Here is a 12,214-nt window from a genome sequence, read left to right as displayed (position 1 = left end):
TTTTACCTATTTTCCTATGCTTTGCCTAGCTTTTACGATGAGGTTTTTATCAAATTTCACCTCTTTTTTGAACTCACCGCTTGGCAAAAATACTCCGCTAAATTCCAAATCAAGCGAGCTTGATGCCACAACAAAGCAATTATTAACTATTGCTAAAGCCTTACAAAGCGTCATATAAGCTTCTTCTCTGGCTTTTCCCCACATTGCGGGCGCTAAGATTATGTCACACTCTTGTAACTTTACCCAAAATTCCGCAAATCTAAGTTCAAAGCAGATTAAAACACCTATCTTTATATTGTAAAACTCAAAAATTCTTATGCCATCTTCACCTCCTGCGTCAAATTTTTCATCTTCTAAATTCGGCTTAAACAGCTTGTGTTTGGCTTGTTTGTGAAAAATTTCAGCCGAATTTAAAAGCAAGAATTCGTTATAAATTTTAGTTCTTTGTTGGCTTTTTTGACTTTGTTTTTTAGCCTCGTCTTCGTGCTTGAAGCTTGTTAAGTGCGTAAAGCCAAGAAATTTATCCGCCTCAAGCGCTTCTTTAAGCTTTTTTACAAGCTCGCTATCAAGCTTATCAAGCATGCTTGTATCGTTTTTACTCTTTAAAAGACCGTCAAAATCATATCCGCTTATACAAAGCTCACTAGCTAAAATGAGCGAATTTGAAGGCGTGTTTTTAATAAAATTTGCCAATTCTTTCAGTCTGCCTTCATAATCCTTTGCAAAAAGCGTAACGGGAACTAAATTCAGTTCACAAATTTCGTTAGAAATCGTCAAAACTCAAGCTTCCTTTTGAGTAGTTTGTGACTTTTCCTTCAAAGAAATTCGCCTTTTGATCGTTAAATTTAGCAAAGTCATCAACCCATTTTATCGGATGTGAAGCGTTGTAAATTTTGTTTAGCTTGATCGCTACTAGGCGCTGATCGATTAGATAGTGGATGTACTCTTCGATTATCTCGCCCGTTAGCCCCATTATCTGATTTTGAGTGATGTATTTACCCCACTTTATCTCAAGCTCACCGGCTTTTTTGAACATATCATAAATTTTAGCCTCGATTTCAGGCGTAAAGAGATCCGGGCGCTCGTTTCGAACCGAATTTATCATGTTTTGAAAGAGCAGCAGGTGGGTGATTTCGTCGCGCTGAATAAATCTAATCATCTGCGCGCTTCCAAGCATTTTGCCCGCACGAGCCAATGCATAAATCGCCATAAATCCGCTGTAAAAATAAATTCCTTCTAAAATTTGATTTGCCACCATCGCAAGCAAGAGCTTTTCATCGGTAACCTCTCCCGCAAGCTCTTCGTATACGCTTGAGATGTAGTCGTTTTTCTCGCGCAATACATCATCGTGCTTTTCCATCTCGTAGATAAGATCGGTATTATCGCAAATCGCTTCAACCATAACAGCGTAAGATTTAGAGTGGTTTGCCTCCTCATACGCTTGGCGCGCTAGACACGCGTTGATTTCAGGAGCCGTGATATATGGGTTGATGTTGTCTGCGAGGTTGTTTGTCTGAAAGCTGTCCATCGAGATAAGCTGGCTCCAAACCAGATCATACATGCGCTTTTCGGCTTCGGTTAGGTTGTATGTGTAGTCGCGCACGTCATCGGTTGTATCGACCTCTTTTGGAAACCAAGTATTAGCTTCCATCAGATCCCAAAGCTTAAGCGCCCATTGGTATTTGGCTTTGGTGAAATTTAAAATTCCGTGCGGATTACCGTTAAAAACGCGCCTGTCGGTTAGCGTTTCATCTGAACTCGGGTTGTAAATTCTTTTTCTTTCCATGGTTTATCTTTCATCTGAATTAAGTTGTGATAAAGATTTTATCTAAGATAAAATTTAAAAGCCTTTAAAGGCTTTTAAATTAAGCCCTAGAGTTATTTGCATAGGGTTGTATAATAGGAAATTATAAAAATTTATTTAGTATTTTTGTCTTAGTCGCAGCGATAAAGACCCGCTTCGCCACGAAGTGAAAAATAGTGTAAATTTGAGCTTGAAATTTTGGCGTAAAATTCTCTTGCCTCTTTAAGCTCGCCTTTCTTTTCAAGCTCGCTAGCATTTTTAAGAGCGCTAATTAGTTCGTCATACTCTTGCTTTAAAGCTTGGGATAAGCCTTCTTGCAAGATATTTTCGCCCAGTTTTTGCTTGGCTGAAATTAGATAAAACGCAGCAGTAGCAACTTCTTTTTTTACTTCTTCGCGTAGTTTGGACTTGGATTTGCATTCGTGTAGCTTGGATTTAAAATTTTTCTCTTGCACTTCATCTATTATATAAATTATTTCGTATAGATAGCTTAAAGCGCAGTTTATATGCAAATTTGCTTGCTTTAAGGGCTCTTTAAAGGGTTTGTTTTGAATTTGCGGATTTTGGGTGTTGCAGCGGTAAATTCCCGCTTGTGCGGCGAGTTTAAAGTATCCTTCATCTGCTTTGCTAAGCAGCTCTTCGTAAAGCTTTATAGCGGTATTTAGTCTATTTTTATGCTCCAATCCGTCAGCTTCTTTTAATATCCAGCCCAAATTTTCAAACCTTTCAAGCCCCTCCTCGCTTCCGTCAAGCACCTTACTCATACTTTCGTTTAGTTCGGGATAAATTTCGTATATTTTCTTAAGCGTATTATTGGCATAAAACGATGAAGTCATTGTATCTCTAGCATCTTTTAAATCGTCGTTTATGTCAAATAGTCTATTGGAGGCTTTATTGTTTTGTATTTTTACCTCTTCAAGATATAAATTTATCTTTTCAAATTCACTCATTTTAATCCTTTTAAAGTATAAATTCGTAGCTTTTATACGCAAAACCACAAAGCGTAGTTGCCACTTAATTTAGAAATTTAAGCAGCAGATATAACCAAAGCACATAGAGGGCTAAATAAATTTAGCCCTCTTAACGAGCAAAATAGAGCTAAAAGCGACCGCATTCATCTTTTGCCGATAGTGAGCGAGCTAAGCAGTCTTCAACGCAGCCTCTCATATTGGGAGGATCAACTCCGATATCTGTACAATAATTTTCGCACATTATTCTCTCGCAATCAGATACTGGTTTTATTTGCTTTTGTTTGGCAATGAGTGTTGTGCCAGTTACAAGTAGGCATAATGCAACTATACTGAGTAATTTTCTCATGATTTCCTCCTTGTAATGAAAATTAATTAAGTCTTTTAGACTTGCTTAAATTCAAAGCCAATTTCTGAAAAGACATTAAATTTTATCTTGATTGCAGCGATAAATTCCCGCTTGCGCTACGAGTTTGAAAAAGCCGTATTTTGAAATTTCCAAAAGCTCTTTGTAAATTTCGGAAGCTTCTTTAAATTTACTCTCTTCTTCGAGTTTAACAGCTCTGTTTTGAATTTCGCTTAGCTCTTCGTATCGCTTTTTGTCTTCTTCAAATTCTCTTTTAAAGTCGCGTTTGCATTCGGGATTATCCGCATAAAATATATCTCTAGCCGCCCAAATTTCAAGCATGGCATCTGATGTTTTAGTTAGAATTTCTTTTGAATTTTTAATCTCGCCTTTAAATTTAACAACCTCCGCCATTGCGCTTTGAAGCTGTTCTAAAGCCTCTCCTATACATAGATCAAAGTGTTTAAATGACATCAAAATCCTAGCCCCTTTCGTTCAATGCATGAATTAAAACAATTAGTGTATGCAAAACCTTGCCCCATTTTATCTTTGCCTAAATGATGTTCGCATGCAAAGTGACAAAATTCAACAAGACCTGGATCAACATCCCGTGGCCATACCGGTTTCATGTCTGAATCTGCTAAAACTATTGTTAGAGATAATAGCCACTATAGTTAATGATAACTTTTTCATAGCAACTCTCCTTTATAAATTAATGATAATGAATATTGAAATTATATAAAATAAATTATTAATTTTAGCTAAAATAATTTGTAGTATTTATTAATTAAATTTATAAATTCGGCGAATCTAGCGCTTAACTAAACTCGCCGAAAGAGAGGAGTTATCTTCTTAAATTTATCGCCGTTTTTATCATATCATCGCTTGTCGTGATGCTTTTTGCGTTTGCGTCAAATGCCTTTTGTATGGCGATTACTTCGGTTAGCGCTTGGGCTAAATTTACATTTGACTGCTCCAGCGTCGAGCTTGCGACTTTTGCTCCGTAGATACTCTTGCCGTTTTTATCTTTATAAAATATCGGCGCACCAGAATTTGCACTTTGAGCGTAGATATTTTCGCCAAGCTTTGCTAATCCTTGCTTGTTTTGAAAGTGATAAAGCGCAACCTTGCCTACGGCTATTGATTTGCCGTTAGTAAAGCTTGCTAGGATATTTCCGCTGCTGTTTGTGAAATACTCTTTGAGAATTCCTTCCGCTGCGCCGTCTTTGGTTACGGATAGAGTTTTTGCTCCTGCACTGCTTGTTAGCCCAACGTATCCTGCCGGAGTTTGCGAGCCAAAGTCGATTTTTAGAGGTGTTCCTCCATTACTAAGCCCGCTCAAAGTGTGTGAAATGAGCGTACCTTTATCACCAAATACAAATTCGCCCTTTGAAGTTGAAAGCACGCTTTTATCAGGCGCTGTTACGGTAGCTACGGCTTGCCAGATTGTTTGGTTTGCGCCTTGAGGGATTTTTTTCGTAAAATCAATCGTAAGGGTGTTTTTCTCGCCGTTTGGCCCGTATAATTCGGTTACGAATTTCTCTTTGTTTGCTTTTTCCTGTATGGTTGTTAATGTTGCGCTTATGCTAAGAGGTTTGGTAAGATCAAATGTCGCAGGCAATGGCTCGTTTATGACCCAATTGCCCTCTTTGTCAAGCGCGCCGATTACCGAAGTTTTGATCCCGTTTGCGTCGGTTAAATTTACCCGCACCATATTGCCCTCTTTTGGCTCGAATATAGTGTCGCTTTTTTCTACTTTTCCGCTTAAATTTATCCTTCTTGTGGCAAGATCTACGTTGCTTACGTAAGTTTTTTCATCAATCGGCACTTCGACTTGCTCTTTTATGATGCTTGAGTTTAGGGTGCCTTTATAAGAAATTTTTGTCGTTACTTCGGATGGTAGATATAAAAAATCAGGCAGTTTTATTTTGCCTTGAGAGGCGATATCTCCAAGCTCAAGATCGCTTGCGGCAGCCAAGGTATAAGCCTCAAGATAAGGCGTTATAGAGTGGGTTTTGCCAAAAATTTGTAGAGCGTTTTTGCTAGGAGTTACGCTAGTTAGCGGGTTTTGCACACCTGTTACGTATCTGCCGCTATTATCTACCAAATACCCTTCTTTATCTACGCCAAAAGACCCCGTGCGGGTGTAGTAAGTCTGCCCATTTCTATCAAGCACTCCAAAAAACCCGTCACCTTGTATCGCCATATCAAGCCTGTTGTCAGTAGCTATCATCGAGCCTTGTTTGTAAAAGCTAAGAGCGGTAGTTTGTCTGGATGCTCCAAGCCCAGCTTGATCGGTTGTCGGCTTATTGCCCGCGCTTATGACGCTTTGATAAAAGATGCTTTTAAACTCAGGGATAGAAGCCGTAAAGCCGACATTGTTTATGTTTGAGATATTGTTCGCCCAAACGTCCATGCCGAAATTTTGCGTCTTAACTCCGCTTACTCCGTTATAAAAGCTTCTTACCATCTCTTATCCTTTTTTAGGTTCGGTAAATTCTTTAATCGCGCTTAAATTTACATATTGTCCTGCGATTTTTACCTGCGCTTCGCCATCGACAAATCTAATCGCCTCGACAGGGTATGTGCCCGTGCCGCTGTTGTGATTTTTGCCGTCTTTGTCTTTGTAGGCTATCTCTACATTATAAACGCCCGCTTTTACTTCGTTGCCGGAGTTGTCCTTGCCGTCCCACTCAAGGGCAAAAACTCCCGCTTTAGCGTCTTTAAAGGTCTGCTTTCTTATGACGTTTCCTTCTTTGTCTTTGATAGTGTAAGTGCCTTCAGTGGCGTCTTTTTCGAAGTAACCGTTAAACTTAATATTAGTTGATTTATCGGTTTTTACTATTATACTTTCGCCTACGTTTGCCATCTTGCCAAGAGCCGAAACCGCATACATACTTGTACTCATCTTAAGCTGATCCGCCAGCTTTTTCATCATCTGGTTTGTGTTTTCTTGAGTTTCAAGAGTGGCAAGTTGGGATGTCTGCGTGAGCATCTTTTCGCTATCCATAGGACTTGTCGGATCTTGGTATTGAAGTTCTGTTAAAAGAAGTTTCATAAACGCATCCTTATCAAGTTGCGCTCTAGGATTTGTTCCGTTTGCTTTAGCAAGTGCTTCAGCCTCTTTTTGCGCTTTCATTTTGTCGATTGTGAATTGATTTGAGCCTAAGCCGTTATTGATATTTGTAGCCATATTTTTTCCTTTTTTGATTATTAAATATACTTCGGTAATACGATTTCAAGCATAGGACTTTCGGCTATCTCCATGCCTTCGTTTTCTGTTAATTTTGAACCTTTATATGCTTTGCCACCTTGATCTTTTCTTTGATTTTGATCGCTAAAATTCATCTCAAGCTCGGTAAAACCCATATTAACTAAGCTCGCTTTAAATTCCGCCTGATTTTGCAAAAACAAATTCATGGTTTGCGTCGTGGAGTTAAAATTTATATGCAGATTGTTTCCGCGATTTACCATCGTGATCTCAACCTCGCCTAAATTTAACGGATTGAGCGTAATGTTAAAGCGCATAAAAGGCGATTTGTAAGCTTCAACCTGCTCTTTTAGCGTAGTGTTAAAGTTATCAAAAGTCTGTCTTACAAGCTGTAAATTTTTGCTTTGACTTCTTGCGTTTTGCATTATCTCACGCACCATGGAATTTAGCTCGCTTTCGCTGTTTGGGCTACTTTGTTCTCCGCTAGTTTCGCTTTGTTCTCTTTGAGGATAGAGCAAGCTTTGTAAATTTACCTTGCTTGTATTTAGGCTTTTTTCGTCTGCTTTTATTGATTCTTTTTGTATGGTTTGAGATATATTCTCTTTTGTGATTTCATTTGAAATTTGAACTTGGGCGGACTTTAAATTCTCCACCTTTGGAGTCTGCTTATCCACTAAATTTGAGCTTAAATTCGCTCTTGCTTCGTTTGCTATTTCTTTTGAAATCTCTTGCAGGAGCTTATTTAGCTTAACGGGTTGGGCATCGTCTTTGCTAAGCTGCAAGGCTTCTTCAACTTTTGCTTTTAGCTCCATGCTATAAATTTCAGCAGGTTTTACCGGTAGAAAAAATTCTTTTTGACCTAAATTCGGAAATTTAGCGCTTAGTTCGCTAGCTTGCTCTTTGCTTATCGTTATCTTTTCAAGCCCTAAATTTAGCCTTTTAGCAATGACAATTAGCTCATGGATATTTTTTGCGCTTTTTAATTCGTGAATAGTCGCTTCATTTGAAAGAGCCTTTGTAAGCGGAGCGGTGAAATTTGGAAATTTGGAAATTTTCTCGCCGCCGTTTAACATCTCAAGGATTTGCAAAAGCTGCATAAACGTAACGTTTGTAAAAAGCTTGCTCGCCTCTTCGTCGCCTAAAATTTCTTTTACGTTTATATCCTCGCTTTTTTGCTCGGATTGCGCTCTTTTTTGAGCCGACATATTTACGGAATTTACGATATTTTTTATATCTTTTTCATCTAAATTTTCGCCCTTGCCTGCTGCGGCTTCAAGAACCAAAGATAGAAATTCTCCGTTTTCTTCGCTGCTTGAGTTTGTATTTGGCTGCTTAATGCCGCCTGCTATACTAGCGTCAAACGAGAGAATTTTGCTCTGGGAAGTTTGCATAAATCGCCCCTTTAAAATTTAACTTCTAATTTGTATGCAAATTTCATTCCAAATTTATCCTATTAAAAATGTAAGAAAAATTTAGATATAATCGGACTTATTTTGAGGAAATTGGAGATAAAATTTTGGAAAAGATTAGAAATATAGCCGTCATCGCGCACGTTGATCACGGCAAGACGACGATGGTTGATGAACTGCTTAAACAATCAGGCACATTTAACGAGCATCAAAACGTCGGCGAGCGTGTTATGGATAGTAACGATATCGAAAGAGAGCGCGGTATCACAATCCTTTCAAAAAACACCGCGATAAAATACAAAGATACAAAGATAAACATCATCGACACTCCGGGGCACGCGGACTTTGGCGGTGAGGTTGAGCGTGTGCTAAAGATGGTTGACGGCGTGCTTTTGCTCGTAGATGCGCAAGAAGGCGTTATGCCCCAAACCAAATTCGTCGTTAAAAAGGCTCTTTCTTTGGGTCTTCGCCCGATAGTCGTGGTAAATAAGATAGATAAGCCCGCAGGCGATCCTGATCGCGTAGTAAATGAAATTTTTGATCTTTTCGTGGCTCTTGAAGCAAATGACGAGCAGCTTGAATTCCCTGTTGTTTATGCCGCTGCTAGAAACGGTTATGCAAAGTTAAATTTAAGCGATGAAAATGTCGATATGAAGCCGCTTTTTGAGACGATTTTAGCGCATGTACCCGAGCCAAGCGGAAATTTGGAAAATCCTTTGCAGCTTCAAGTTTTCACGCTTGATTATGATAATTATGTGGGTAAAATAGGTATTGCGAGAATTTTTAACGGCAAAATTTCTAAAAACCAAAACGTAATGCTAGCTAAGGCAGACGGCACGAAATCAACGGGTAGAATTTCAAAACTCATTGGATTTTTGGGGCTTGAAAGACGCGATATAGAAGAAGCCGGAGTGGGCGATATCGTGGCGATTGCGGGATTTGACGCGCTTGACGTGGGCGATAGCGTGGTTGATCCAAATTCGCCTATGCCGCTTGATCCGCTTCGCATAGAAGAGCCTACTTTGAGCGTAGTTTTTTCGGTTAACGATAGCCCGCTTGCGGGAACGGAAGGCAAACACGTAACGTCAAATAAGATTGATGAGCGACTTGCAAACGAGATGAAGACAAATATCGCGATGAAGTATGAAAATCAAGGCGAAGGGAAATTTAAAGTTAGCGGGCGCGGCGAGCTTCAGATAACGATCTTGGCTGAAAATATGCGCCGAGAGGGCTTTGAATTTTGTCTTGGCAGACCCGAAGTAATCGTAAAAGAGATCGAGGGCGTAAGATGCGAGCCTTTTGAGCTGCTTGTGATAGACGTGCCTGATGAATTTAGCGGAACGGTTATAGAAAAACTTGGTCGCAGAAAGGCTGAAATGGTCTCGATGAGTCCTACGGGTGACGGACAAACCAGAATCGAATTTGAAATCCCTGCGCGCGGACTAATCGGCTTTAGAAGTCAGTTCTTAACAGATACCAAAGGCGAAGGCGTGATGAATCATAGCTTTTTGGAATTCCGCCCGCTTAGCGGAAGCGTGGAGCAAAGAGGCAATGGCGCGCTGGTTTCTATGGAAAACGGCGTAACGCTTGCGTATTCGTTATTTAACCTGCAAGATCGCGGCGTGCTTTTTGTCGATCCGCAGACTAAGGTTTATGTGGGTATGATAATCGGCGAGCATAGCCGTCCAAACGACCTTGACGTAAATCCTATCAAAGGCAAAAATTTAACCAACGTGCGTGCAAGCGGAAGCGACGATGCGATCAAGCTTGTTCCGCCTAGAAAGCTAAGTCTTGAGCGCGCTCTTGAATGGATCGAAGAAGATGAGCTGGTCGAAGTAACGCCTGTAAATATTCGTGTCAGAAAACGCTATCTTGACCCGACTATAAGACGCAGAATGGCGAAATCAAAAGAGTAAAATAAACTAAAATTTTGTAGTCGTGATGAAATTTGCGGCTACAAATTCAGATTATATCCTCCACACTCTTCATAATAATTAATTATAAATTTTAACCCTATTTTTGATATACTTTATTGAAAATTTTAAACAAAAAGGATGAGAGATGTATTATGCTTTAGGGGTTTTTGTTGCCCTTATTTTGGCTTTTGTGACTATATACAACTCGCTTGTTATGAAGCGAAATCAAGTTTCAAATATCGAATCGGGAGTTGATACTCAGCTTAAGCGTCGCTATGATCTCATACCAAATTTAGTAGCTTCCGTAAAAGAGTATCTAGTGCATGAAAAATCCCTTTTAGAGCGCATTACCGCACTTAGATCAAGCGCGCAAGGAGCTATGACAAGCGAGCAAAAATTTGATCTAAACAGCCAAATTTCAGGGCTTATGCCGAATTTAAAAGTTGCGGTCGAGAACTATCCTGAGCTAAAAGCAAATGAAAATATATTAACTTTACAAAAGAGCCTAAACGAGGTCGAAGAGCAAATTTCAGCAGCCAGAAGGGCTTATAACGCCGCAGTTACGCAGTATAACAATGCCGTTGAGATGTTTCCTTCAAATATCGTTGCAAATTTCATGAATTTCAAAAAGGCGGCGTTTTTCAAAGCTCCTGAAAATGAACGCGCAAACCATAATGTAAGCGAGCTTTTTAAACGTGACTGATTTGGCTCTTTTGGAGCTTGAGCGCAAAAAAATTAACGCCAAACTCACTCGTATGAGGATATTGGTAGCTTCTATCAGCCTCTTTACCGGCGGGGTTTTGTATAACCTTACGGGAGATATATCTCAAAGTGTGTTAGTTTGTGTCGTCTGTTTTTTTGGTTTGCTTGGATTTTTTAAAAATATGCTTACCGAGGATTTTACGAAGAAATTTAAGCAGCAAGTGATACAAAAGATAGTTAAAAATTTAGGGCTTAATTACAGTAGAACGGAATTTGTGCATATAGGGCATTTTGAGGTGCTTTACGATACTTCGGGTATCGATAAATACACTGGCAACGACTTGATATTTGGCGATGTGGATGGCGTAAATATCAAATTTAGCGATGTGCGAGCGTCAAAAATTATCGAAACTAAAAACGGCAAAAGACAAAGCGTGCAGTTTTTGGGCGTAGTTTTTGTAGCGGATTTTCATAAGAAATTAAGCTGTGTAACGCAAATTAGGCACAAGGATTTTTCTACCAAATTTAAAAGATACGGGCATAAAGCTCATATGGACGATGTGGAATTTGAAAAGATATTTGATGTCTATACGACCGATCAGATCGGTGCTAGATACGCTTTAACTCCTTATCTTATGCAGCAGTTTAGGTATCTTGAGCGCAGGTTTAACTGCCCTATGAACGCCGTTTTGATAGCCGATAAAATTTATATGGCAATTGATATGGGCAAGGATAGCTTTGAGCCTGATATGTCGCAGATGTTAGTCGGCAAAAGCAAGGCGATCGCGGGATATGAAAACGAGATAAAAAGCTTCATAAATATCGTCCGCGATCTAAATTTAAACCGTAAAATTTGGATGAGTTAGCGTAAAATTTGTATTTATTACGAAGACCGTTTATGCTACTTAATTATTGCTTAGATGTATAAATCAGCTTAAATTTATTAAGTTTGCTATAATTGGCTTGTTTGTCAAGTAAAATCGTTCTTGTAAGGAGGATTTATGAAAGCAACGGTCATAGATAACGATACTATTGTTACTGATGACGGCAAATACTACAAATTCAGTGAAGATGATTGTAAAAACGCCATAGCCGCTATCGGCGATAGGGTTCGCTTTAAGCCCGAAGGCACTCAAGCTAAAAATATATTTATTATACAGCCTGAAGATGAAAGCAAGCCGACTGAAAAAGATCCTCAAAAAGAGCCCCAAAGGAGCGAACAGACGATAAAAGCGGCAAGAGATTACGAATTGCTGTCGGTTGCTAAATGGCAAGGAATTTTATCTGCGCTTTTGCCTGCTTTGATCAAAATATATATAGTGTTTTTTGATGTTTTTGGCAAAAAGCAAGAGGTTCTTGAAGTCGTTGCGATTACGTCGAGTATGATACTAACTTATTGTGCGTTAAAAAATATCGCCACGATCTCGCAAAGCCCCGATATACATACTAATTACGCTAAATCCATGTTTATTTTGATCGGTTTGTCGGCGGTTATGATTATAGCGTCAAACTTGATGCTCGAATTTGCAAATTTGATAGTAGCGGTTAAGCTTGCGACTCTAGCTTTGCTTATATATGTGTTCATGATTCAATTTAACGTATTTTCCGAGCTTGCGCGTCTTACTCGCAACGGGCTTTTTAGGAAATATATCGTGTTTTACTCTGCCGGCTTTGTGATGGTCGTTTTGGATTTTTTAAGCTTCTTTGGCGGAATTTTTCTGCTTGTCAGCTTTTTTATTTATATTTTTGCATGGAAAGGCACTTTTGAGGTAGTGGATTTTAAAAGCGACGATCATTTTGTTTATAGATAAATTTGCAAATGACTGCGAATTTATGGCTTTAGACTTGATATGTGAGT

The 12,214-nt window shown here is 39.2% G+C and carries 12 protein-coding genes; 4 read left to right on the top strand and 8 right to left on the bottom strand.

Features of this window, described 5'->3' with window-relative positions; translation table 11 throughout:
• Window positions 1-6: 6 nt before the first annotated feature.
• The 8 genes from CORI_RS10180 to CORI_RS10145 form a co-directional block, all read right to left on the bottom strand.
• Window positions 7-777, bottom strand: a complete 771-nt coding sequence (locus tag CORI_RS10180; protein ID WP_254064931.1) for a carbon-nitrogen hydrolase family protein — start codon at window positions 775-777, stop codon at window positions 7-9.
• The gene (locus tag CORI_RS10175; RefSeq protein WP_169941837.1) at window positions 764-1,786 is read right to left on the bottom strand and encodes a ribonucleotide-diphosphate reductase subunit beta; all 1,023 of its coding nucleotides are present in this window, start codon (window positions 1,784-1,786) and stop codon (window positions 764-766) included. Before CORI_RS10175 ends, CORI_RS10180 begins: the two co-directional genes overlap by 14 nt.
• A gap of 149 nt (window positions 1,787-1,935) precedes the next feature.
• A complete protein-coding gene (locus CORI_RS10170) occupies window positions 1,936-2,754 on the bottom strand; it encodes a hypothetical protein (RefSeq protein ID WP_173031869.1) in 819 nt (272 codons plus the stop codon).
• Window positions 2,755-2,902: 148 nt separating this feature from the next.
• On the bottom strand, window positions 2,903-3,121 hold the full coding sequence (locus CORI_RS10165) for a hypothetical protein (RefSeq protein ID WP_173031868.1): 219 nt from the start codon (window positions 3,119-3,121) through the stop codon (window positions 2,903-2,905).
• A 75-nt stretch (window positions 3,122-3,196) separates the two neighbouring features.
• Window positions 3,197-3,592, bottom strand: coding sequence for a porphobilinogen deaminase (locus CORI_RS10160; RefSeq protein WP_173031867.1), 396 nt, complete (start codon window positions 3,590-3,592; stop codon window positions 3,197-3,199).
• A 370-nt stretch (window positions 3,593-3,962) separates the two neighbouring features.
• Entirely contained in the window at window positions 3,963-5,588 is a 1,626-nt protein-coding gene (locus CORI_RS10155) for a flagellar hook protein FlgE (protein WP_173031866.1), read from the bottom strand.
• Between the two features lie 3 nt (window positions 5,589-5,591).
• Window positions 5,592-6,311, bottom strand: a complete 720-nt coding sequence (locus tag CORI_RS10150) for a flagellar basal body rod modification protein (RefSeq protein ID WP_254064930.1) — start codon at window positions 6,309-6,311, stop codon at window positions 5,592-5,594.
• Window positions 6,312-6,331: 20 nt separating this feature from the next.
• Complete coding sequence (locus tag CORI_RS10145) at window positions 6,332-7,720, bottom strand: flagellar hook-length control protein FliK (RefSeq protein ID WP_173031865.1); 1,389 nt, start codon at window positions 7,718-7,720, stop codon at window positions 6,332-6,334.
• A gap of 125 nt (window positions 7,721-7,845) precedes the next feature.
• Between CORI_RS10145 and typA the strand changes: the two genes are divergently transcribed.
• The 4 genes from typA (at window position 7,846) to CORI_RS10125 (ending at window position 12,167) form a co-directional block, all read left to right on the top strand.
• On the top strand, window positions 7,846-9,654 hold the full coding sequence (typA, locus tag CORI_RS10140; protein ID WP_169941862.1) for a translational GTPase TypA: 1,809 nt from the start codon (window positions 7,846-7,848) through the stop codon (window positions 9,652-9,654).
• 145 nt (window positions 9,655-9,799) lie between these two features.
• Window positions 9,800-10,357: a LemA family protein gene (locus CORI_RS10135; protein ID WP_173031864.1), complete on the top strand. Its 558-nt coding sequence runs from the start codon at window positions 9,800-9,802 to the stop codon at window positions 10,355-10,357.
• Window positions 10,358-10,409: 52 nt separating this feature from the next.
• Window positions 10,410-11,222, top strand: a complete 813-nt coding sequence (locus tag CORI_RS10130; protein ID WP_173031863.1) for a DUF3137 domain-containing protein — start codon at window positions 10,410-10,412, stop codon at window positions 11,220-11,222.
• Window positions 11,223-11,357: 135 nt separating this feature from the next.
• Window positions 11,358-12,167 carry a hypothetical protein gene (locus CORI_RS10125; RefSeq protein WP_173031862.1) on the top strand — a complete coding sequence of 270 codons (810 nt, stop codon included), beginning with the start codon at window positions 11,358-11,360 and terminating at the stop codon, window positions 12,165-12,167.
• The last annotated feature ends 47 nt before the right edge of the window (window positions 12,168-12,214 follow it).

Origin of the sequence: Campylobacter sp. CCUG 57310 (assembly GCF_013201975.1) — a bacterium.
Lineage (GTDB): Bacteria > Campylobacterota > Campylobacteria > Campylobacterales > Campylobacteraceae > Campylobacter_A > Campylobacter_A canis.
Note: the sequence above shows the minus strand (reverse complement) of the source record. Positions and strands in the feature narration are given on the sequence as shown.

Excerpts from the sequence above, each read along its gene's own strand:
- CORI_RS10150 (WP_254064930.1), bottom strand. The coding sequence starts at position 6,311 with ATGGCTACAAATATCAATAACGGCTTAGGCTCAAATCAATTCACAATC.
- CORI_RS10130 (WP_173031863.1), top strand. The coding sequence starts at position 10,410 with ATGAGGATATTGGTAGCTTCTATCAGCCTCTTTACCGGCGGGGTTTTG.
- CORI_RS10165 (WP_173031868.1), bottom strand. The coding sequence starts at position 3,121 with ATGAGAAAATTACTCAGTATAGTTGCATTATGCCTACTTGTAACTGGC.
- CORI_RS10155 (WP_173031866.1), bottom strand. The coding sequence starts at position 5,588 with ATGGTAAGAAGCTTTTATAACGGAGTAAGCGGAGTTAAGACGCAAAAT.
- CORI_RS10170 (WP_173031869.1), bottom strand. The coding sequence starts at position 2,754 with ATGAGTGAATTTGAAAAGATAAATTTATATCTTGAAGAGGTAAAAATA.
- CORI_RS10160 (WP_173031867.1), bottom strand. The coding sequence starts at position 3,592 with ATGTCATTTAAACACTTTGATCTATGTATAGGAGAGGCTTTAGAACAG.
- CORI_RS10135 (WP_173031864.1), top strand. The coding sequence starts at position 9,800 with ATGTATTATGCTTTAGGGGTTTTTGTTGCCCTTATTTTGGCTTTTGTG.
- CORI_RS10125 (WP_173031862.1), top strand. The coding sequence starts at position 11,358 with ATGAAAGCAACGGTCATAGATAACGATACTATTGTTACTGATGACGGC.
- CORI_RS10145 (WP_173031865.1), bottom strand. The coding sequence starts at position 7,720 with ATGCAAACTTCCCAGAGCAAAATTCTCTCGTTTGACGCTAGTATAGCA.
- CORI_RS10175 (WP_169941837.1), bottom strand. The coding sequence starts at position 1,786 with ATGGAAAGAAAAAGAATTTACAACCCGAGTTCAGATGAAACGCTAACC.